Below are 19,906 nucleotides of genomic sequence, written 5' to 3'. Positions count from 1 at the left end.
TGAAACCTTCCGATGGTTGGCAGGACCGGACTGGACCCATGCAGAAACTAGGGGCTTCCGGAAGCCGGAACGGTTGTGTTTCAACCCTGTTCGCCGTACCAATGGTGAAGGTTTGTGCGCTGTTCACCCCCGCTGTGACCCTAGTCTAAAAAATGCCCTTCCGCGTCGCAGACCGTGAAAGCTTGATGTCCGGGTGGGCGCCCGATAGCGTCCAGGGTTTGTGTCTTCCCTCGCCTGGCAGCCGTACTGGCGCCTGTTCCTCGGGGGAATTCGACAACAGGCCACCTACCGGTTGGCGATGCTCGGCGGACTCATCGCCAATGCCACGTTCGGTTTTCTGAAGACGGCCATCCTCAGCGCCACGGTCGTCGCCGGCGGCGGCGTGGTGGGTGGTTACGACGGGGCGATGATGGCCACCTACGTGTGGGTGGGCCAGGGCCTACTCGGTTCACTCAACCTCAACGGACGGCTCGACCTGGCGACCCGGATCAAGTCCGGGGAGGTCACCACCGACTTCCTGCGCCCGATCGATGTGCAGGGTGCCACCGTCGCCACCGAACTCGGCAAGGCCGTCTACGCGCTGCTGCCCCGAGGCGTTCCGAGCGTCCTCATCGGGGCACTCTTCGTCGGGATGGGTGCGCCCTCGTCGCTGAGTACATGGCTGCTGTCGGTGGTGAGCCTGGTGCTGGGTCTGATCGTTTCGCAGACCACGGTCTACGTGTTGGCCACGGTGGCCTTCTGGCTGATCGAACTCCGCGGCCTGCAGACGATGTACATGATGCTGTCGGGCTTCCTCGCCGGGCTCTTCGTGCCGGTCTCCCTCTTCCCGGGGTGGCTGGAAGCCATCGCCCACGCCACGCCGTTCCCGTCGATGATGCAATACCCGATCGACATCTTCACCGGTCACGGCGGCGTCGAACGTGTTGCGGCACAGGTCTTCTGGTTGATCGTGACGTGGATGGCCGGGGCGGCGCTGACCCGTGCCGGGCGCAAGAAGCTGGAAATCCAGGGTGGATAGCGCCTACCGGGCGGTGCTGGCCTCCCGCATGCGCAGCCAACGCTCCTACCGCACCAACTTCCGGCTCGACATCGCTTCGTCGACGCTGATCGGCCTCATCGAACTCGCCGAGATCTGGGTGCTCTTCCACGCCGTGGGTGTGCTGGGCGGCTACTCCTTCAAGGAGATCCTCCTCGTCTACGGCATCGCCGACCTCTGCTTTTCGCTCGCCGACCTCGTTGTCGGGCATTGCGACAACCTGCCCACCTACCTGCGGGCCGGCACCCTCGACGTCTTCTACCTGCGTCCGCAGCCGATCCTGGCGCAACTGATCACCAGCGACATATCGCTCAAACGGCTTTCCCGGGCGGCCGTGGCGGCCACTTGCATCGTCGTCGCGTTGTGGCTCAACGACATCGACTGGACGGCGGCCAAAGTGCTGCTGCTGGTGTTGAGCCTGGTCAGCGCCACGCTCATTTTCACCGCGCAGTACATCGCGGCGGCTGGCCTGCAGTTCTTCCTGATCAACGGCGCCGAGGCCACCAACGCCTTCGTCTACGGCGGGCGCTACGCGTCCACGCAGGTGGCGTCAGTGTGGACGAACCCGCTGAAGGTGATCTTCGGGTTCGTCTTCCCGATGGCCTTCGCAGCGTTCATCCCGTCGTTGTGGCTACTCGACAAGCCTGGACCGGCGATGTTCCCGTCGTGGCTGGCGTGGGCCACACCGGTGATGGCGGCATGGTCATGGGGAGTTGCGATGCTGTGCTGGCGCTGGGGTCTGCGGCACTACCAGGGCGGCGGCGGCTGACCGAGGCGTCAGGCCCCGCGCGTATCGCGCCTTGTCATGAAGCGCACCAGCCAGCCGATGAACAGCAGGGCGCCGGCGACCACAACGCCGACGACGAGTTGCGCCGCTCCTCGGTTGCCGCGCAACTCGTCCTCGAGGCTCGACAGGATCAACGCGATGACCAGCGGTCCGAAGATGAGGAGTGCGAGGGTGATGAGTACGACCTTCAGCGGCCCGAACCGCCGCGTGGAGGTGCCTGGGTCAAACTCCGCTTTGTGTGGTGTCGCCTGGGCTGCTGCGAAAGGCACGTCCTGAGTGCTCGCCAGGGCCGCGATCTCCTCGGCGAGGGCGAATGCCTCTCGCACACGGCCAGTCCGGTTGGCCTGCAACGGACGAGAGCCGAAAACCGTGAGTTCGCCGCGCGCGAACTCCACGACATGGTCGCCGGCGAACTCCTGGAGGCGGGCGTACAGCTCGGACGGCAGACCGGTGCGCAGATCGATCGGGCCACGAAGGCGAATCCGCAGCTACACCAGCGGCTGACGCACGCGACGCGGGCTGGGAGCGGTGACCTCCCACATGTCGCCGATCTCGATGAAGTGGCGCTCGGACGTCCGCACCGCCTCACTGACAGCCACCCGCTCCTGCGCGAAGAGACTTCCGGCGTACTGCGAAGCCATCGACGAACGCACGTACCGAAGGCCGTTCACGCGTGCGAACTCGGCGAGTCCGGCCGCTTGCGCGCTTTGCCTCCAACCGTCGTAGGTGGCGTAGACGCCGCACGCCGCAACCAAACCCACCAGCGGCGTACGCCCCGCCGTCCCGGTTGCCCACCGCCGCCATGATCACCAACGCGACCAGAGGCACGAGCAACAGCAGCAGCGAAACGGTCAGGCCCATCGTCAGCCTCGGGCTCGCACCCACGGCGCGCATGCGTGCTCCGAATCCGCCGGCCTGCAGCGGTGCGTAGTCGAACCGATCGGCAATTATTGCCCTTCGCATCCTCTCGTCCGTCGTCAGATGATGCCTCAGCGGCGGCTAAAGTTGGCCGGTCCGCTGCCGCAGGAGGGGCCCATGATCATCGAGACGCAAGGGCTCACCCGGGAGTTCAAGCGCCGCGCGAAAGGTCTTTCGCGCACCACCCTGACCGCCGTCGACCATCTCGACCTGCAGGTGCAGCGCGGGGAATCAGTGGGCTACATCGGCGCCAACGGTGCTGGGAAGTCGACCACGATCAAGATGTTGGTGGGCATCCTCGTGCCCACTGCGGGATCGGTGCGCACATGTGGCCTCGACCCGCTGACCCAGCGCAAAGACCTGGCGCGCCGCGTGGGTGTGGTCTTCGGTCAGCGCTCGCAGCTGTGGTGGGACCTCCCGGTGGGCGAATCGTTCTCGATCCTCGCGGCCATCCATCGCATCCCTGATGAGGCTGCGCGGCGCCGGCGAGACGAACTCATCGAGCAGCTCGACATGGCGGAGTTCCTCGACACTCCCGTACGTCAGCTCTCCCTCGGGCAGCGCATGCGGGCGGAGGTGGCTGCGGCGCTGCTGCACTGCCCCGAATTGGTCATCCTCGACGAACCGACCATCGGTCTGGACGTGCTCAGCAAGCAGCGGCTGCGCGACTTCCTGATCGCCGAACGTGCCGAGCACGGCACGACGCTGCTGCTGACCACCCATGACATGGGCGACATCGAGCGGTTGTGCGACCGAGTGCTGGTGGTCGATCACGGCCGGCTAGCCTACGACGGCACGCTGGCCGGACTCTCGGCCCAGGTGGGTGCGCAACGGGTCTTGGTGCTCGATCTCGCCGACGCCGGACCCGACCTGATCGACATCCCCGGCGCGACCCACCTCGGCAGCGAAGCAGACGGCATGCGCCAACAACTGGCGTTCGACCCGTCCGCCACCACGGCCGCGGCGCTTCTGGCCGAGGTGGGCAAGCGTGCCGAGGTGCGCGACCTGGCGATCGAGGAACCGGACATCGAGGACGTCGTCCGCCGCATCTACCTCAGCCGCCGATGAACGAAGACCTACGCGACCAGGCGTACGCGATCGTCCGGCTCGTGCCGCCCGGCCGCGTGGTCAGCTACGGCGACATCGCCGACATGTTGCAACTCAACCCCCGATCGGTCGGACGCTTCATGTCGATCAGCCAGCCCGAGCACGAGTTGCCGTGGTGGCGGGTGACCAACTCCTACGGCGACCCGCCGGCGCATCTGCGCGACGCGGTGTTCGCCCGCTGGGCGGATGAGGGTATTTCATTGAAAACCAACGGGATTGGCTGCCGTATCAAGCACTACCGCGTCGATCTGGCCCAACTCGCCGACGAAGCCGAAGCACTTCTCGGCCCGCTGCCGGGAGTCTCGGCGTAGGTCTACTTCTCGGCGCGACGGCGGTCACGCTCGACGCGCGACCGGGCCAGTCCCGACGCCATCAATCCCGCGCTGAACAGGCTCACCAGAACGATGACCGGCAAGGGCAGGAAGCGTGGGGCCAGCACGATGGCCACGATGTAGAGCACGGCGCCCGCGACGATCAGCAACCGCGAGTTCGCCGGTTCACGTGCGGGGCGCGTCGAGGCGTCCTGTGCTTCGTCGACAGGAAACGGATCAGCCTGGGTGAGGGTCATGTGCACGGCATCGAAGTAGGGAACTGGCTCCTTGGCAGCGGCGAGCATGACGAACACATCGCCGTCGCCTTCCGGCAGGGTGATCGAGCCGTCCGCCTGGCTTGTTGGCGCACCTCGATCTGCGCGGCACCCGGCGGGCGCGGCACCCGCAGGACGTCCTGCTTGGCGTGCATGCGGAAGGACCGCCCGTCGACGATGAGTTCCACACCCACGGCCGGCACGACGACCTACGTGCTGCGCCGGAGATAGATGAATGCCATCGCGGGCGCCTAGAAGGTGAGCAGCATCCTGGTGTTCCCCAATGTATTGGGCTTCACCCGGTCGAGGTCGAGGAACTCGGCCACACCTTCGTCGTACGACTGCAGCAACTCGGCGAAGACGGTCGGCTCGACCGGGGCGCCGTCGATCTCCACAAACCCGTGCCGCGCGAAGAAGTCCGTCTCGAAGGTCAGACAGAAGACGCGTGCCACGCCGAGATCCTTTGCGCGGGTGAGCAATTCGTCCACCAGCAGGCTTCCCACCCCGCGGCCCTTGGCGCTGCGGTCGACGGCCAGCGTGCGGATCTCGGCGACGTTCTCCCACATCACGTGCAGCGCGCCGCAGCCGACGATCACCTCGTCGATCTCGGCGACGACGAACTCCTGCAACGACTCGTAGTACGACACCGCCGGCTTGGGCACGATCGCCCGGGAATCGACGTACGGCGCCGTCACCTCACGGATGCGTCGGACGTCAGACGCACGCGCCGCACGGATCACGATCTGCGAATCAACCACGACGGGACACGCTACTCCCCCGGCGCGCCACGAACGTAGACCTTCCGGCAGCACGCCCGACCCAGCCCGTCACCCGACCCACAAACGCGGCCCCTCCAGCAGCAAACGCGGCCTCTCTTCGCAGACGCGGCCGTTGCAGCTAGCGCGTTTGCGTGAAACCGCCGCGTTTGTTTGGGACGCGAGCCCGATGACGCTTCTCTGGCGTGGCACGCTCGGCCCCGTCGTGCCCGCCGACCAGCCCCACCCCGACCCACAAACGCGGCCCTTCCAGCAGCAAACGCGGCCCCTCTTCGCAGACGCGGCCGTTGCAGCTAGCGCGTTTGCGTGAAACCGCCGCGTTTGCGACGAGGTGGCGCGCTTGTCCACAAGGACAGGCGCATCACGGGTTGCTCCACAGGCGCAGGTGCGGTGCTGACGTCGGACGTCCGTCGTCACCACCCTCCTGCCATGACGCATCCAATCAATCTTCACCAGCGAGCCGAACTGCTACGCGCCGGCCACAGCGATCGTGATCTGCGGACGCAGGTCATGAACGGCGAACTCCGGCGCTACTGGCGCGGCATCTACGGCGCGCCCGAAGCCGACCGCTACGAACTCGCACATCGAACGGTCTTGGCCGCGGCCCGGACTGCGACCAGCGAGAAGGTGGTCTCGCACCAGTCCGCAGCCGTGCTGCACAACCTCCCGCTGCTCGACCTCGACCTCGGCCGCGTCCACTTCACCGCTGACCGCAGAGCTGGCGGCACTCATCGGACCTGCGTGATCCACGCGGCCCCGTTGCGCAAGCGGGACGTCGTCCAACTCGGCGGGGTGCGCGTGACCTCTGTAGCTCGGACCGCCGTGGACGTCGCACGCGCAAGCCGGACGTTTCCCTCGGCACTCGCCGTCTTCGATGCCGCGCTTCGCAGCGGCGTGACCTCCGACGAACTGCAACGCGTCATCGCGCAGAGCGCCGGTCGCAAGGGCGTGGCGATGGCTCGGCACGCGTTCCAGGAGGCGGACGGTCTCGCGGAATCACCCGGCGAGTCCTGGAGCCGCTTCTTGATGAGCCAGTGGTCGGAGATTCCACCGCCGACACTGCAGTGCCCGATTCGGCTGGAGACGGGCGAGATGGCCTATGCCGACTTCGGGTGGTACATCGACGGACGATTGGCGGTGATCGGCGAGTTCGACGGAATGGTGAAGTACCGCTTGCTCGTGAGCGTCGGCGACACCCCTTCGGACGTCGTCATCCGCGAGAAGCATCGCGAAGACCTCATCCGCGCCCTCGGCATCATCGTCGTCCGCTGGACCTGGGCTGACCTGCAGGATCCCCATCTGTGGCGCGCCCGCCTGCGACGGGCGCTCGCGGAGTTCGACCTGCTCGCGGCCTGACCCGCCCCCAGAAACGCGGCCCTTCCAGCACCAAACGCGGCGCCTGTTCACAAACGCGCTAGCTGCAACCGCCGCACCCGCCAGCAAAGGCCGCGTTTGCGCGGGGAAGTCGGGCTCCCAACCCAGCCAAAGGTGGAGGGCACTACCGCAGCCCCAGCGTCCAACCCGTCACAACCCGATCCACAAATGCGGCGCTTCCAGCACCAAACGCGGCGCCTGTTCACAAACGCGCTAGCTGCAACCGCCGCACCTGCCGACAAGGGCCGCGTTTGCGTGGGAGCCGGACAGACGAAAGCGCCCGGCGAATCCGGCCGGGCGCTTCCGAGATGAGATGAGCTGACTACTCGTTCTTGCCGAGGTCGACACCGTCGACGATCGCGGCGGTCTCGGCCTCGAGGGAGTCCGGGGCCGTCGCACGCGGCGAACCCTTGAAGGTGAAGGAGTCGTCCTTGCCGTCGCCGGTGGCGTCGACCAACACGATCTCTCCGGCACCGAGCTCGCCGTAGAGCAACTTCTCCGACAGCTGGTCCTCGATCTCGCGCTGGATGGTGCGACGCAGCGGACGCGCGCCCAGGGCGGGGTCGTAGCCACGCTTGGCCAACAGGGACTTCGCGGTCGGGGTGAGCTCGATCGCCATGTCCTTGTCCTTCAGACGCTCGTCGAGGCGAGCGATCATCAGGTCGACGATCTCGACGATCTCCTCCTGGCTCAACTGCGGGAAGACGATGGTGTCGTCAACACGGTTCAGGAACTCCGGGCGGAAGTGCTGCTTGAGCTCTTCGTTGACCTTCGCGCGCATCTTGTCGTAACCGGTGGCGGTGTCGCTGCCGGAAGCGAAGCCCAGCGAGACGCCCTTGGCGATGTCGCGCGTGCCGAGGTTGGTGGTCATGATGATGATCGTGTTCTTGAAGTCGACCACCCGGCCCTGGCTGTCGGTCAGGCGACCGTCCTCCAGGATCTGCAACAGGCTGTTGAAGATGTCGGGGTGAGCCTTCTCGACCTCGTCGAAGAGCACCACGGAGAACGGCTTGCGGCGCACCTTCTCGGTGAGCTGACCGCCCTCGTCGTAACCCACGTATCCCGGAGGCGAACCGAACAGGCGCGACACGGTGTGCTTCTCGGAGAACTCCGACATGTCGAGCGTGATCAGCGCGTCGTCGTCACCGAAGAGGAACTCGGCCAACGTCTTGGCCAGCTCGGTCTTACCCACGCCGGTCGGGCCGGCGAAGATGAACGAGCCACCCGGACGACGGGGGTCCTTCAGGCCGGCACGCGTACGGCGGATCGCCTGCGACAGCGCCTTGATGGCTTCGTCGTTACCGACGACACGCTTGTGCAGCTCCTCCTCCATGCGCAGCAACCTCGACGACTCCTCCTCGGTGAGCTGGAACACCGGGATTCCGGTGGACGCAGCAAGCACCTCGGCGATGAGCTCTTCGTCGACCTCGGCCACGACGTCCTGGTCGCCGGCCTTCCAGGCCTTCTCGCGGGCCGCCTTCTCGTCGATCAGCTTCTTCTCGTCGTCGCGAAGGGACGCAGCCTTCTCGAAGTCCTGACCATCGATCGCCGATTCCTTCTCCCGACGCACGTGCGCGATCTTCTCGTCGAACTCGCGCAGGTCGGCCGGGGCCGTCATGCGACGGATGCGCAGGCGAGCGCCCGCTTCGTCGATGAGGTCGATGGCCTTGTCGGGCAGGTGACGGTCGTTGATGTAGCGGTCGGCCAGGTTGGCCGCCGACACCAGCGCGGCGTCGGTGATCGTGACGCGGTGGTGCGCCTCGTACCGGTCGCGCAGACCCTTGAGGATCTCGATCGCGTGGGCGATCGAGGGCTCGTGCACCTGGATGGGCTGGAAGCGGCGCTCGAGAGCGGCGTCCTTCTCGATGTGCTTGCGGTACTCGTCGAGCGTCGTCGCGCCGATCGTCTGCAGCTCACCCCGGGCGAGCATCGGCTTCAGGATCGACGCGGCGTCGATCGCGCCTTCGGCGGCACCGGCACCGACGAGGGTGTGGATCTCGTCGATGAACAGGATGATGTCGCCGCGGGTGCGGATCTCCTTGAGCACCTTCTTGAGGCGCTCCTCGAAGTCACCGCGGTATCGCGAACCAGCCACGAGCGAGCCGAGGTCGAGGGTGTACAGCTGCTTGTCCTTGAGGGTCTCAGGGACGTCGCCGCGCACGATGTCAGCGGCCAGGCCCTCGACGACGGCGGTCTTGCCGACGCCGGGCTCACCGATGAGCACCGGGTTGTTCTTGGTGCGGCGCGACAGCACCTGCATGACCCGCTCGATCTCCTTCTCACGACCGATGACGGGGTCGAGCTTGCCCTCGTGGGCAGCCTGGGTGAGGTTGCGACCGAACTGGTCGAGCACCAGCGACCCGGCCGGCTGACCGGCCTCCGGGCCACCCTGACCGACGCCTGCGCCGGCCTTCTCCGCACCCTGCTGACCGGAGTTGAAGCCGGAGACCAGTTGGATGACCTGCTGACGAACGCGCGGTAGATCGGCACCCATCTTCACCAGCACCTGGGCGGCGACGCCTTCACCCTCGCGGATCAGGCCGAGCAAAATGTGCTCGGTGCCGATGTAGGAGTGGTTGAGCTGCAGGCCCTCGCGCAGCGACAGCTCCAGCACCTTCTTGGCGCGCGGAGTGAACGGGATGTGACCCGACTGCGGCTGGTGGGAGGGGCCGATGATCTCCTGCACCTGCTCACGCACGGCCTCCAGCGAGATGCCGAGCTGCTCCAGGGCCTTGGCGGCGACGCCTTCGCCCTCGTGGATCAGACCGAGCAGGATGTGCTCGGTGCCGATGTAGTTGTGGTTGAGCATGCGCGCTTCCTCTTGGGCAAGCACCACCACCCGGCGCGCACGGTCGGTGAACCGTTCAAACATGTCTTCTCCCTCAGGCTGCGTACTCGTTCGATGCTAGTCGGAGCGCCTTCGCCGATGGAGCCCTTCGGCTCCTTCGGCAACCGCGACCGATCTCTGCGGGTGACAACGCCACCGGTATCCAATGTGTTCCGTCCGGATTACGCGCTGGGCGAAATCCTGTCTTAGCAGGACAACTACCATCCGGCTCATGGTGCAGTTTGTGGTCGACGCCTTCGGCACTGCGGTCGGCGTGAAATGTGATCCGCAGGCGCGCGGACGGCTCATGGAGCAGTGGAACCGTTGCCTCACCGACAGGGAGCCGGAGACCACGGTGACCCACACGGGCGGCGATCTCACCAACGCGGCCGACTATTCCTTGTCGTCGACCCTGACTGTGGCGGCGATCAGTGCCCAGTCGGGCCAGCGCCTGATGTTCCACGCTTGTGGACTCGCTGATCCGCAGAGCGGCCGGGTCGCGGTGCTGGTGGCACAGTCGGGCACCGGTAAGACAACGGCCTCCATCCGGCTCAGCCAGGCGGGTCTCGGATATGTCTCCGACGAGACGATCGCCATCGACGACGACCTCTCGGTGCGCCGGTATCCCAAACCCTTGTCGATCGTCGACGACCCGGGATTCCCCTACGAGAAATCGCAGCACAGCCCGGACGACCTCGGCATGGCACCACTGAACGAACTCCCACTGACAGCGGCGGCGGTCGTGCTGCTCAACCGCGACCGGGAGGGCGCCAGCGAGCCAGCACTGAGCAGCGTCGATCTCATCGACGGCCTGGTGCGCGTCATCCCGCAGACCTCGGCACTACCCAGTCTGCGCGACCCCCTCGCCAAGCTGGCTACTGCGGTCGAGTCGATCGGCGGGCTGCTGGAACTCACCTACTCCGAGATCCACGAGGCCAAGGCGTTGCTGACCGAATTGCTCTCGGCACCCCCGCGCTCATCGGCATCCGGTTTCTCCCACCACCCGCCGACGAACGACCTCACCACCCATGGCGCGCCCGTGCAGGTGACCCCTCCCGAGCGGGTCGGAGCGGTGCGCCGAGCGCCGTACCTCGATGCGATCAGCCAGGACGGTCGGGTGCTGCTGCTCGTAGGCACCAGCTGCCTGGTGCTCGACGGCCCGGGGGCAGTGCTGTGGCTCGCGGCGAATGAGAAGCTCGCGATCGCCGAAGCCGTGCGGCGCAGCCGTGAACTGCTCGGTGACCACCCCGATGCCGACTCGCTGGTGCATGCTGCGACCCTCGAACTCATCTCCCACGGCATCCTGCTGCCGGTCGACGAGCCGCCGGTGAGCGACGAAGCCCAGCCACCAGCGAACTGACGAGTCCCGTCAAGATCTGCGCGGTGTCCGCCGCGACCTCGGGGCCGCGCCGGTAGGGGTCGGGCACGTCGTGCTCGGGCAGGACGCGTGGACGGGTTGCCACGACCGCGTCGATCAGCTCCCGACCACCCAAGCCCTCGTGGCGCCCGGCTTCCTCGACGAACTGCGCCAGCACGAAGGTCCGACGCATCAGGGCCGGCGATTCCTCCATCACCCAGAGACGTTGACGCGCCTCCATCGTCAAGATGAGATCTGCCGAAGAGGCCATCGCGGGCACGAACTGGCGCGACCGAAAGTCCGCCAACGACGCTCCGCGCTGCTCCACTTGCGCGGCCATGAGCGGGTCGGCCGGGCTGTCGACCAAAGCTGCCGTGCCGGCCGAGCTGAAACCCCAGGTGGTGTCAGTGTCGTCGCTCAGGTGACGTGCGAGCGCCTCGGCGTACGGCGACCGGCAGATGTTGCCAGTGCACACGAAGATCACATGCGGCATGACAGGAACCCTGTCACACAGCCTCTCCACGCGCCTTCTTGGCACGATCGACGCTTTGTTGCAGCGCCGCCAGCAGATCGATGACCTCACCCTGCGACTCCGCCGCCTCCGCGACAGGCTTCACCTCGCCACCCTTGAGCTTGGCCTCCACCACGGCCTTCACGGCTTCTTCGTAGTCGTCGGTGTAGGCGTCCGGCTCGTAATCGCCGGCGAGCGACTCAACCAACATGTGAGCCATCTCGGTCTCGGCCTTCTTCACCTTGGTGTCGTCGTCGTCAAGCACCCCGAACTCCGCCGCGCGCACCTCGTCAGGCCACAGCAGGGTCTGCAGCACGATGACGTCGCCGCGCACGCGCAGCAGGCCAACGGTCATGCGGGTGCGCAACGACACGGTGACCAGCGCGACCCGGTCGGTCTGCTCCAGAGCTTCACGCAGGAGCACGTACGGCTTGACGGCAGATTTGTCGGGTTCGAGATAGTACGACTTGTCGAGCAGCAACGGATCGATCTGCTCGACCGGCACAAACCGGTCGACAGCGATCTCCTTGGTGGTGCTGATCGGAAGATCGGCGAGGTCTTCGTCGGTGAGCACCACCATGTCGCCCGACTCGGTCTCGAATCCCTTGGCGATGTCGTCGTAGGAGACCTTCTCGCCGTCGATCGAGCACACCCGCTGATATTTGATCCGACCACCGTCGGTGCGGTGCACCTGACGGAACTGGACGTCGTGATTCTCCGTGGCCGAGTACAACCGCACCGGCACGTTGACCAGGCCGAAGGAGACCGCGCCCTTCCAAATTGCTCGCATCCGTCAAGATTGCCCCATGCGCCCCATGCTCGCCACCCCCGCCGACGCGGTGCCGTCCACGGACCTGTGGCGTCACGAGGTCAAGTGGGACGGCATGCGGGCACTGATCGACATCCGCGACCACCAGGTGCGGGTCTTCAGCCGCACCGAACGCGACATCACCGTCGCCTTCCCCGAGTTCGTTAGCCAGGCTGCAGGACTGATCGATTTCGAGGATCTGCTGCTGGACGCCGAGGTCGTCGTGATGCACCAAGGACGACCGTCATTCAGCTCGTTGGCCGAGCGCTTCAACGTCGTCGACGCGACCACTGCCCAGCAACTGGCGGCGACCGCGCCGGTGACCGCGATGGTCTTCGATGTGCTGCGGGTGATGGGCACGCCCGTGATGGGCCAGACCTGGACCGCCCGGCGCACCATGCTGGAGAGCATCGACATCACCTCGCGCTGGGTGACCGTGCCGCCGGTCTTCACCGACGGCCACTCCCTGCTGGCTGCCACCGCCGACCAAGGCATCGAGGGCATCGTGTCCAAACGCATCGACGCCACCTACCGACCCGGGGCCCGCAGTGACGACTGGCTGAAGTCAGTGCATCGACGCACCGGCAGTTACGTGATCGTGGGCTGGCGCCGGGAGAAGGGCCGATCGGCCCTGGGATCAGTGCTGCTGGCCGAACCAACGTCAGCGGGCCTGGCCTATCGCGGACGCGTCGGATCGGGCCTGGCCGGACGCCGCGGGGTGGCTCTGGCCCAACAGTTGTTGCCCCTGCGCCGGGACGACAACCCCACCGTCACGGGCGTCCCCGTCGAGGACGCGCGCGACTGCATCTGGGTGGAGCCCGCGATCGTCGCCGACGTGGAGTTCCACGGACTCTCCGAAGCCGGACGGCTGCGGCAGCCGTCCTGGCGCGGAGTGCGTGCCGACCTCGAACCAGCTGATTTGTTCGCCACCGCAGCATCCGAGCAGGAGGATGAATAGATGGCACCGGAGAAAGTGACCGTGGAGGTCGAGGGGCGCACGTTGGGATTGTCGAACCTCGACAAGGTGCTCTACCCCGGCACCGAGACCACCAAGGGCGAGGTATTGCACTACTACGCCACGGTGGCACCGGTCTTGCTGCCGCAAATGCGTGATCGCCCGGTCACCCGCATTCGTTTTCCCGAAGGCGTGGGCGGCATCAGCTTCTTCGAGAAGAACCTCCCCTCCGGGGCTCCGGAATGGTTACCCAGAGTGACGATCGGGTCACACAGTTCGCGCGGAAGTGGCGATTCAGTCACTTACCCACTGGTAACAAATGTGGCCGCCCTGACCTATTTGGTCAATCTCGCGTCCCTGGAACTGCATGTGCCTCAATGGCAAGTCCAAGACGATCATCCGACTAATCCCGACAGACTGGTCGTAGACCTCGATCCGGGCGCTCCGGCCGGATTGTCCGAATGCGCCACCTTGGCGCTCGCTGTTCGTGAACGTCTGCACACCCTCGGATACGACCGCACGATTCCGGTCACTTCAGGAAGCAAGGGCCTCCAAATATATGCCGCGTTGGACGGCAGCCAATCAAGTGACGAGGTGCGGGATGGAATGCGCGAATTGGCGCAGGCCCTGACCCGCGATCTTCCCGACCTGGTGGTGTGGAAGATGACCACCAGCCTGCGCAAGGGGAAGATCCTGCTCGACTGGTCGCAGAATGTGGCCGCCAAGACGACCATCTGCCCTTACTCGTTGCGGGCGAAAGACCGCCCCACGGTGGCCGCCCCGCGCACCTGGCAGGAACTGGAGGCCGACGACGCTGCCCCCGGCCGCCTGCAGCAGCTCGACTACGAGGAGGTGCTCGATCGGCTCGACAAGGACGGCGACCTCATGGAGTCGATCACTGAGTCCTGAAATGCCCATCAAGCCGTGGGCAACGATCGAGGGGAGCCACCGATTACCGGTGACTCCCCTCGATCGCATTCCCTCTGCTGATCACATGATCGACACAATTGATCAGTGCGCTGCGGCGTATGCCTCTTGCACCTCGCGCGAAACGCGGCCGCGCTCGCTGACCGAGAAGCCATTCGCGCGGCCCCATTCACGCACCTTGTTGAGGTCTTCGCGGGCGGTGCTGGCCGGACGTGCACCGCGAGCCGTGCGACCCTTCACCCGACGCGCATTACCGACCCAATTGGCGAGGTCGTCGCGCAACTGCGCTGCATTGCGCTCGGAGAGATCGATCTCGTACACAACGCCGTCCAGTCCGAACGAGACCGTCTCGGCCGCATCGCTGCCGTCGATGTCATCGATCAACTTGATCTGAACATGCTGCGCCATCGTTGTCCTCCGTGGGGGCAAATAGATTGTTGCCGGCCCGTTCGAGCCGGCACCAGACAATTTACCGCCTCGATGCACCTTTTGGGAATTCGAAAGTCACCGAAAGTGCAATTCAGGAATGATCGGACGGCGGCGGGCCGATTTCGTGGTCCCGCTCCCATTGCGCCTGAGCGATGCGCTCACGACGGTCACCCTCGAGGATGTGCTTCATGATGACGTAGAACAAGTAGAGCAGCCCGATGGACGGAATCAGGGTCGCGATGTAGGGCCACACGGTCACCAAGAATAGAACGACACCGGCAGCTGGCCGCTGCCGGTGTCAACGGCAACCGCCGAACCCAGGGGTTACTCCGCGTAATCGACGACCAACCGGGCACCACCGCCGGGCCCGACCACCAACGGCAGGTTGTCGATCAGCCGGGTGGTGCCCACCTTGGCCGCCACCGCCAGCAACGCCGGACCGCGGTACCACTCCGGCACCTCTTCCAGCGTGGTCGGGTGCACCAGCACCAGGTAGTCAACGGCTGCTAACGGCTCGCGCACCAGCACGTCGCGCGCCGCACGACGGATGGCCGCCGGCCCGCTCACCGCCATGTCGCCACCGGCACGCAACGCACTCGACAGGCTCAGCGCTACCTCGCGGTCACTGGGCGACAGGTAGGTGTTGCGGCTGCTGAGCGCCAGACCGTCGTCCTGGCGCACCGTGGGCACGGGCAGGATCTCCACCGGGAAATCAAGGTCGCGCACCATCCGTCGGATCAGCAGCAACTGCTGAGCATCCTTCTGACCGAAGAAGGCCCGGTCGGGTTGGACGAGGTGCAACAGCTTGGCCACCACGGTCAGCACGCCGTCGAAGTGCCCCGGACGCGAGGCACCCTCCAGCACATCACCGAGCGGGCCGGCCGAAACGCGCACGCCTGGCTCGCCGTCGGGATATACGACGTCCGGGCTGGGCGCGAAGACCACCTCGGCGCCGAACTCCCGACAGATCTCGACGTCGGCCTCGAAAGTGCGTGGGTAGCGCGAGAGGTCTTCGCCCTGCGCGAACTGCAGCGGGTTGAGGAAGATCGTCACGATTACGTGGTCGACCTGTTCACGGGCCCGCTTGATGAGTTCGGCGTGGCCGCTGTGCAGTGCGCCCATGGTCATCGTCACCCCGACGGTGCCGGTGAGCTTGCGGCGGGCGGCGGCAAGCTCGGCGCGGCTGTGGGCGATGGTCAGATCGGTCACGCGTCCTCCTGCGAGAGCAGAGCGGTCAGGGGTGCCACCGTCTCCGCCGGCAGTGCCCTGCGGCGGGCGGTCCGCTCGAGGGTGGCGCGGGCCATCGCACGATACGCCATGCGGACGTCCTGCGTGAGCACTCCAAGATGAGCGCGGACGGTGTCGACGTCGCCGCGGGCCACCGGGCCGGTGAGGGCCTTGTCGCCCCGCTCCAACGCATTCTCCAAGCTGGCCTCGAGCAAGGGACGAAGGATGCGCGACGGGTCATCGATGCCGACCTCGCGCAGCACCTGCTGCGACTGGCCGACCAAGGTCACCAGGTGATTCGAGCCGTGCGCGAGAGCGGCGTGGTAACGCGCCCGATCGTCCTCGTGCAGGGCGAACGGATCACCGCCGAGATCGACGACCAGCGCCTCACCGATCAGTTGCGCTCCCGGCGATCCGGTGACCGCGAACGGGGTGCCGATGATCCGAGCCAGGTCGCGCGCCTCACCGGTGAAGGTCATCGCCGGGTGCATCGCCACCACATCACCGCCGGCGTCGAGCACCGGCTGCAGCACGGACGGGCCGTGGAAGCCGCTGGTGTGCACCACCAATTTGCCTCCGTGCCACGCGTTTTCGGTGCCCAGCCCGGAAGCGAGTGGTGCGAGTGCATCGTCCGGCACGGTCATCAGCACGACATCGACGGCGGCGATCACCTCCGGGATCGGGACGATCGGCACGCCCGGCAGTAACTGCCGCGCCCGCTCCCGCGATGCCTCGCTGACCGCGGAGGCCGCGACGATCTCGTGGCCGGCGGCCCGGAAGGCCGCCCCCAACACTGCCCCGACCTTGCCCACTCCGACGACGCCGATACGCAGGGCAGGCGGTTGCTCCATCACACGTGCGACGCTACCTGCGCGCGTAGGCTGCGCGGGTGCCCACCCCACGACCGCTTCCGCTGATCTGGCACGAGGCGCTCTATGGCGAGGCCGGGTTCTACCGACGCCCCGAAGGGCCGGCCGGCCACTTCGCCACCTCATCCCAGGGCCTACCGGGGGTCGACGAACTGCTCGCCGAATGCGTCCTTGCACTCTGCCGACGACACAATCTGCGAGGAGTTGTCGAAATCGGTTGCGGCAGAGGTGAATTGCTCATCCTAGTCCACCGGATGGCGCCCGATCTCGAACTCACCGGCGTCGACATCGTCGACCGTCCGCACGATTTGCCCGCCGACATCGCCTGGCTGCGCTCCCCCGGCGGCGATGAACTCCCAGAACAACTGAACGACCTGCGCGAGACCTTGGTGTTCGCCCACGAATGGCTGGACGTCGTGCCGTGCGAGATCGCCGTGGCGACCGATGACGGCGTCCGAGTGGTGGGTGTGGTGGACGATTCGCTCCTCCCGGCGCGTCCGCTCAGCTCGGCGGAAACCGCCTGGTGCGAGCGCCATTGGCCAACGTCCGCGCCAGTCGTTGAGATCGGACTCGCCCGCGACAAGGCGTACGACGGGTTACGCCGGCGACTGACCGACGGCCTGCTCGTCTGTGTCGATTACGGACACACCCGCACCGGTCGACCATCCGAGGGCACCTTCGTCGGCTACCGCGACGGCTCGATCTGCCCGCCCGCCTTCGACGGATCGTCCGATCTCACCGCGCACGTCGCCATGGACAGCCTCGGCGCCGATCACATTGCGCTGCAAGCAGATATGGCCCGCGAGCTGCTCGATCCGCCGGACAGGCCCGACCACGCCCTGGCCGGTCAGGACCCGCAGCGCTACCTGGAAGCGTTGCGCCGCCGGTCAGCATGGACTGCCTTCACCGCACCCAGCGGACTCGGCGGATTCTGGTGGGCGATCGAGACCATCACTTGAGCGGTCGCAACGACTTGATGATTGCGTTGAGGTCCGCGTCGGGCATCTTGTACGTGCCGTCGTAACGACGGGAGATCAACAGCATCGTCGACATCCCGTTGCCGCTGAAGGCCACCGTGCGCAGCTCGTACTGCCGCGCGGCGCATTTCTCCGGCTCGGCCTTCGCCTTCTTCACGACGATCAACGACTCGACAGCGGACGTCTTGCCGTTGTTCACGCTGATCTGCCTGGTGCGCGGTTCACTGACTTCGCCGTACGTCTTGGTGTCGTTGTTGTACGCGACAAAGCGTGCTGCCTTGTAGACAACATCGGGAGCCGCCGCAGCCGGGTCACGCTGACCTATGCTCACGAAGCCGAGGAAGCCGGACTGCTGGTCATTGTCGGTGGCGCAGAAGCCCTCCTGGAAGAGACTGGCTCCGGACGCCACACCGACTCGAGCGACCTCCGGATCGTTTCGGGACTGTCTACTTCTTCGGACGCAACGACTTGAGGATGGCCTCGACGTCAGAATCGGGAATCCTGGACGTGCCGTCCTGTTGACGGGAGATCAGCAGCATCGTCGACACGCCGTTGCCGGTGAACGCCACGGTGCGCACCTCGTACTTTTTCGCGGCGCACTTCGTCGCATCGACCTTGCCGTTGTCGACCACGAGCAGAGACTCAACGGCGGTCGTCATGCCGCCGTTGACGGTGATCTGGCGGGTACGGGTCTCGCTGGTCTTGGCGTACTTCTTGGTGTCCTTGTTGTAAGCAATCAGTCGAGCCGCCTTGTACACCACGTCGGGCGCCGCCTCGGCGGGGTCACGCGTCCCGATATTCACAAACCCGGTGAAGCCCGACGGCTGCGATTTTGTGGTGGCGCAGAAACCTTCGTCGAAGGTGGATGGCGCCGACGTCACCACCGTCGTGTCCTCCTGGTTCTCCTTGAGCCATCCATACACGTACGTCTTGCCCTTGGGTCGCCATTTATCACCGGTGGGCACCTCGTACACGGCCTGAGCAGTTTCTTTGCCCTCGATGATCCTCCAGCCCGGGTTGATCCGTGGACCGTACTTCGTTTCGAGGGCCACATTGGGATCGGTAGAACTCGAAGAGCTGCTGGATGAGGTGGTCACTGACGACATGGTCGACGACCCACCGGACGTGGGCGAGGTCGGGTTCGTGGTCGTGGTCGTGGAACCGGCTGATTCGTCGTCTCCGCCCCGGGTCAGGGCAAAAACGCCGACGCCCACCATCAACGCGGCGGCCAACCCCCCGGCGATGATCGCGATCTTCTTGTTGTTGCCCGGGCCACCCTGGCCAGCCCCCGCCGACGGCCCCGATTCGGGCTGCATATAGCGCTCGTAGTACCGGTTCTGTGGTGAGGTGGGCTCCGGCCCTTGCATGCTGTTCCCCTGATCGGCCATGACCAGACCGTACCGACCTCCGGACGACTTCGGGGCCGGCTACTTCTTCGGACGCAACGACTTGATGATGCCGTCGACCTCAGAGTCAGGCATGTTGGATGTGCCGTCCTGTTGGCGGAAGATCAGCAGCATCGTCGACCCCTTGTTACCGGTGAAAGCCACGGTGCGCATCTCGTACTTCTTCGCGTCGCAGGACTTGGCGTCGACCTTGCCGTTGTCGACCACCAGCAGCGATTCGACCGCCGTCGTGCTGCCGTTGTTCACCGTGATCTGGCGGGTGCGGGTCTGGCTGATCGGGGCGTACTTCTTGGTGTCCTTGTTGTAGGCGATCAACCGAGCCGCCTTTGACACCACATCCGGCGCCGCCTCAGCGGGGTCGCGGGTGCCGATGTTGACGAATCCGATGAAGCCGGAATCCTGCCTCTTGGCAGACGCGCAGAACCCCACGTCGTACGTCGAGGCACCTGTGGTCACCAAGGACTTGTCGTCCGGATTGTCCGCCATCCATCCGATGTAGGTGTCCGTCGACAGGGCATCCCACTTACCACCCTGGGGAATCTCGTAGGCCGCGTTGGCGGTGTCCTTGCCTTCGACAATCTTCCAACCCGGGTTGACCAGCGCGCCGTACTCCGCCGGAAGCGTGGCCCTGGGGTCGGTCGAACTCGAAGTCGAACTGCTGGGGGTCGTGGAAGGGCTCGTCGACCCGCTCGTGGTCGGACTCACCGCAGTTGTCGACGTGGTCGATGACGAGCCCGCTTTCGAACTGTCGTCACCGCCCCGCGTGGCCGCGAAGCCACCGATACCGATCGCGAGCGCGGCCGCCAGCCCGCCCGCGATGATCGCAATCTTCTTGTGACCGGAGTCGCCCGATCCTGCTGGGCCCGACCCAGCGCTCTGCTGGCCATCGGGCTGCATGTACCGCTCGTAGTACCTGTCCTGCGGCGAGGTCGGCCCCTGCCCCGACTCGCCGTTCCCCCACTGATCGCTCACGCGCCCACGGTACCTTCCGACCCACCGCCGTTGGCGACTCGCAACCGTCGGGGCTCG

Annotated in this window: 23 protein-coding genes; 9 read left to right on the top strand and 14 right to left on the bottom strand. The window is 66.0% G+C overall.

Annotated elements, in window-relative coordinates:
* Positions 1-220 precede the first annotated feature (220 nt).
* A complete protein-coding gene (locus tag J5M86_RS02225) occupies positions 221-1,018 on the top strand; it encodes an ABC-2 family transporter protein (protein WP_244328429.1) in 798 nt (265 codons plus the stop codon).
* Entirely contained in the window at positions 1,011-1,805 is a 795-nt protein-coding gene (locus tag J5M86_RS02220; RefSeq protein ID WP_244328428.1) for an ABC transporter permease, read from the top strand. The genes J5M86_RS02225 and J5M86_RS02220 overlap by 8 nt, the downstream gene beginning before the upstream one ends.
* A gap of 8 nt (positions 1,806-1,813) precedes the next feature.
* Here the strand turns inward: J5M86_RS02220 and J5M86_RS02215 are convergent, their stop codons facing one another.
* Together J5M86_RS02215 and J5M86_RS02210 are read right to left on the bottom strand one after the other, a co-directional pair.
* A complete protein-coding gene (locus J5M86_RS02215) occupies positions 1,814-2,218 on the bottom strand; it encodes a hypothetical protein (RefSeq protein WP_188059705.1) in 405 nt (134 codons plus the stop codon).
* A 93-nt stretch (positions 2,219-2,311) separates the two neighbouring features.
* Complete coding sequence (locus J5M86_RS02210; RefSeq protein WP_188059706.1) at positions 2,312-2,584, bottom strand: hypothetical protein; 273 nt, start codon at positions 2,582-2,584, stop codon at positions 2,312-2,314.
* A gap of 274 nt (positions 2,585-2,858) precedes the next feature.
* Here J5M86_RS02210 and J5M86_RS02205 point away from each other — a divergent pair, with 274 nt between their 5' ends.
* Positions 2,859-3,809 carry an ATP-binding cassette domain-containing protein gene (locus J5M86_RS02205; protein WP_188059707.1) on the top strand — a complete coding sequence of 317 codons (951 nt, stop codon included), beginning with the start codon at positions 2,859-2,861 and terminating at the stop codon, positions 3,807-3,809.
* A complete protein-coding gene (locus J5M86_RS02200; protein ID WP_188059708.1) occupies positions 3,806-4,159 on the top strand; it encodes an MGMT family protein in 354 nt (117 codons plus the stop codon). Before J5M86_RS02205 ends, J5M86_RS02200 begins: the two co-directional genes overlap by 4 nt.
* Positions 4,160-4,161: 2 nt before the next feature.
* Here the strand turns inward: J5M86_RS02200 and J5M86_RS02195 are convergent, their stop codons facing one another.
* Positions 4,162-4,464: a hypothetical protein gene (locus J5M86_RS02195; RefSeq protein ID WP_208965084.1), complete on the bottom strand. Its 303-nt coding sequence runs from the start codon at positions 4,462-4,464 to the stop codon at positions 4,162-4,164.
* Between the two features lie 221 nt (positions 4,465-4,685).
* Positions 4,686-5,192 (bottom strand): amino-acid N-acetyltransferase, encoded by a 507-nt coding sequence (locus J5M86_RS02190; RefSeq protein ID WP_188059710.1) that lies wholly within the window; start codon positions 5,190-5,192, stop codon positions 4,686-4,688.
* A 447-nt stretch (positions 5,193-5,639) separates the two neighbouring features.
* On the opposite strand from J5M86_RS02190, the gene J5M86_RS02185 reads away from it, so the two are divergent.
* The gene (locus J5M86_RS02185) at positions 5,640-6,566 is read left to right on the top strand and encodes a hypothetical protein (RefSeq protein ID WP_188059711.1); all 927 of its coding nucleotides are present in this window, start codon (positions 5,640-5,642) and stop codon (positions 6,564-6,566) included.
* Positions 6,567-6,906: 340 nt separating this feature from the next.
* Here the strand turns inward: J5M86_RS02185 and J5M86_RS02180 are convergent, their stop codons facing one another.
* On the bottom strand, positions 6,907-9,456 hold the full coding sequence (locus J5M86_RS02180) for an ATP-dependent Clp protease ATP-binding subunit (RefSeq protein WP_188059712.1): 2,550 nt from the start codon (positions 9,454-9,456) through the stop codon (positions 6,907-6,909).
* A gap of 187 nt (positions 9,457-9,643) precedes the next feature.
* Here J5M86_RS02180 and J5M86_RS02175 point away from each other — a divergent pair, with 187 nt between their 5' ends.
* Positions 9,644-10,771 (top strand): hypothetical protein, encoded by a 1,128-nt coding sequence (locus tag J5M86_RS02175; protein WP_188059713.1) that lies wholly within the window; start codon positions 9,644-9,646, stop codon positions 10,769-10,771.
* Here J5M86_RS02175 and J5M86_RS02170 read toward each other — a convergent pair.
* Positions 10,698-11,261: a low molecular weight phosphatase family protein gene (locus J5M86_RS02170; protein ID WP_188059714.1), complete on the bottom strand. Its 564-nt coding sequence runs from the start codon at positions 11,259-11,261 to the stop codon at positions 10,698-10,700. The genes J5M86_RS02175 and J5M86_RS02170 overlap by 74 nt on opposite strands.
* 13 nt (positions 11,262-11,274) lie before the next feature.
* The gene (locus tag J5M86_RS02165) at positions 11,275-12,069 is read right to left on the bottom strand and encodes a Ku protein (protein ID WP_188059715.1); all 795 of its coding nucleotides are present in this window, start codon (positions 12,067-12,069) and stop codon (positions 11,275-11,277) included.
* Positions 12,070-12,085: 16 nt separating this feature from the next.
* On the opposite strand from J5M86_RS02165, the gene J5M86_RS02160 reads away from it, so the two are divergent.
* The gene (locus J5M86_RS02160; RefSeq protein ID WP_188059716.1) at positions 12,086-13,045 is read left to right on the top strand and encodes a DNA ligase; all 960 of its coding nucleotides are present in this window, start codon (positions 12,086-12,088) and stop codon (positions 13,043-13,045) included.
* A complete protein-coding gene (gene ligD / locus J5M86_RS02155; RefSeq protein WP_188059717.1) occupies positions 13,046-13,951 on the top strand; it encodes a non-homologous end-joining DNA ligase in 906 nt (301 codons plus the stop codon).
* Positions 13,952-14,053: 102 nt separating this feature from the next.
* Here ligD and J5M86_RS02150 read toward each other — a convergent pair whose 3' ends face one another.
* The 4 genes from J5M86_RS02150 to J5M86_RS02135 all read right to left on the bottom strand — a co-directional run bounded on the left by J5M86_RS02150 (position 14,054) and on the right by J5M86_RS02135 (position 16,476).
* Positions 14,054-14,377 (bottom strand): Lsr2 family protein, encoded by a 324-nt coding sequence (locus J5M86_RS02150; protein ID WP_188059718.1) that lies wholly within the window; start codon positions 14,375-14,377, stop codon positions 14,054-14,056.
* Between the two features lie 112 nt (positions 14,378-14,489).
* The gene (locus J5M86_RS02145) at positions 14,490-14,651 is read right to left on the bottom strand and encodes a hypothetical protein (protein ID WP_188059972.1); all 162 of its coding nucleotides are present in this window, start codon (positions 14,649-14,651) and stop codon (positions 14,490-14,492) included.
* A gap of 71 nt (positions 14,652-14,722) precedes the next feature.
* Positions 14,723-15,607 (bottom strand): pantoate--beta-alanine ligase, encoded by an 885-nt coding sequence (gene panC, locus J5M86_RS02140; RefSeq protein ID WP_188059719.1) that lies wholly within the window; start codon positions 15,605-15,607, stop codon positions 14,723-14,725.
* Positions 15,604-16,476 (bottom strand): Rossmann-like and DUF2520 domain-containing protein, encoded by an 873-nt coding sequence (locus J5M86_RS02135; protein WP_188059720.1) that lies wholly within the window; start codon positions 16,474-16,476, stop codon positions 15,604-15,606. The genes panC and J5M86_RS02135 overlap by 4 nt, the downstream gene beginning before the upstream one ends.
* Before the next feature lie 38 nt (positions 16,477-16,514).
* On the opposite strand from J5M86_RS02135, the gene J5M86_RS02130 reads away from it, so the two are divergent.
* On the top strand, positions 16,515-17,453 hold the full coding sequence (locus tag J5M86_RS02130) for an SAM-dependent methyltransferase (protein WP_188059721.1): 939 nt from the start codon (positions 16,515-16,517) through the stop codon (positions 17,451-17,453).
* Here J5M86_RS02130 and J5M86_RS02125 read toward each other — a convergent pair.
* Genes J5M86_RS02125 through J5M86_RS02115 form a run of 3 tightly spaced genes read right to left on the bottom strand, consistent with a single transcriptional unit; the run spans position 17,446 to position 19,849 of the window.
* Positions 17,446-17,880 (bottom strand): hypothetical protein, encoded by a 435-nt coding sequence (locus J5M86_RS02125; RefSeq protein ID WP_188059722.1) that lies wholly within the window; start codon positions 17,878-17,880, stop codon positions 17,446-17,448. The two genes, J5M86_RS02130 and J5M86_RS02125, sit on opposite strands and share 8 nt — an antisense overlap.
* 37 nt (positions 17,881-17,917) lie before the next feature.
* Positions 17,918-18,859, bottom strand: coding sequence for a hypothetical protein (locus J5M86_RS02120; protein ID WP_188059723.1), 942 nt, complete (start codon positions 18,857-18,859; stop codon positions 17,918-17,920).
* A 39-nt stretch (positions 18,860-18,898) separates the two neighbouring features.
* Positions 18,899-19,849: a hypothetical protein gene (locus J5M86_RS02115; RefSeq protein ID WP_188059724.1), complete on the bottom strand. Its 951-nt coding sequence runs from the start codon at positions 19,847-19,849 to the stop codon at positions 18,899-18,901.
* Positions 19,850-19,906: the final 57 nt, after the last annotated feature.

The sequence above is a fragment of the Yimella sp. cx-51 genome, assembly GCF_017654605.1.
GTDB lineage: Bacteria > Actinomycetota > Actinomycetes > Actinomycetales > Dermatophilaceae > Yimella.
This window is presented reverse-complemented; position numbering and strand designations above follow the sequence as displayed.

What these genes read in the sequence shown, in the direction of transcription:
- J5M86_RS02175 (WP_188059713.1), top strand. Translation starts at nt 9,644, where the DNA reads ATGGTGCAGTTTGTGGTCGACGCCTTCGGCACTGCGGTCGGCGTGAAA.
- ligD (WP_188059717.1), top strand. Translation starts at nt 13,046, where the DNA reads ATGGCACCGGAGAAAGTGACCGTGGAGGTCGAGGGGCGCACGTTGGGA.
- J5M86_RS02160 (WP_188059716.1), top strand. Translation starts at nt 12,086, where the DNA reads ATGCGCCCCATGCTCGCCACCCCCGCCGACGCGGTGCCGTCCACGGAC.
- J5M86_RS02120 (WP_188059723.1), bottom strand. Translation starts at nt 18,859, where the DNA reads ATGGCCGATCAGGGGAACAGCATGCAAGGGCCGGAGCCCACCTCACCA.
- J5M86_RS02135 (WP_188059720.1), bottom strand. Translation starts at nt 16,476, where the DNA reads ATGGAGCAACCGCCTGCCCTGCGTATCGGCGTCGTCGGAGTGGGCAAG.
- J5M86_RS02200 (WP_188059708.1), top strand. Translation starts at nt 3,806, where the DNA reads ATGAACGAAGACCTACGCGACCAGGCGTACGCGATCGTCCGGCTCGTG.
- J5M86_RS02185 (WP_188059711.1), top strand. Translation starts at nt 5,640, where the DNA reads ATGACGCATCCAATCAATCTTCACCAGCGAGCCGAACTGCTACGCGCC.
- J5M86_RS02180 (WP_188059712.1), bottom strand. Translation starts at nt 9,456, where the DNA reads ATGTTTGAACGGTTCACCGACCGTGCGCGCCGGGTGGTGGTGCTTGCC.
- J5M86_RS02170 (WP_188059714.1), bottom strand. Translation starts at nt 11,261, where the DNA reads ATGCCGCATGTGATCTTCGTGTGCACTGGCAACATCTGCCGGTCGCCG.
- J5M86_RS02165 (WP_188059715.1), bottom strand. Translation starts at nt 12,069, where the DNA reads ATGCGAGCAATTTGGAAGGGCGCGGTCTCCTTCGGCCTGGTCAACGTG.
- J5M86_RS02205 (WP_188059707.1), top strand. Translation starts at nt 2,859, where the DNA reads ATGATCATCGAGACGCAAGGGCTCACCCGGGAGTTCAAGCGCCGCGCG.
- J5M86_RS02195 (WP_208965084.1), bottom strand. Translation starts at nt 4,464, where the DNA reads ATGCTCGCCGCTGCCAAGGAGCCAGTTCCCTACTTCGATGCCGTGCAC.
- J5M86_RS02150 (WP_188059718.1), bottom strand. Translation starts at nt 14,377, where the DNA reads ATGGCGCAGCATGTTCAGATCAAGTTGATCGATGACATCGACGGCAGC.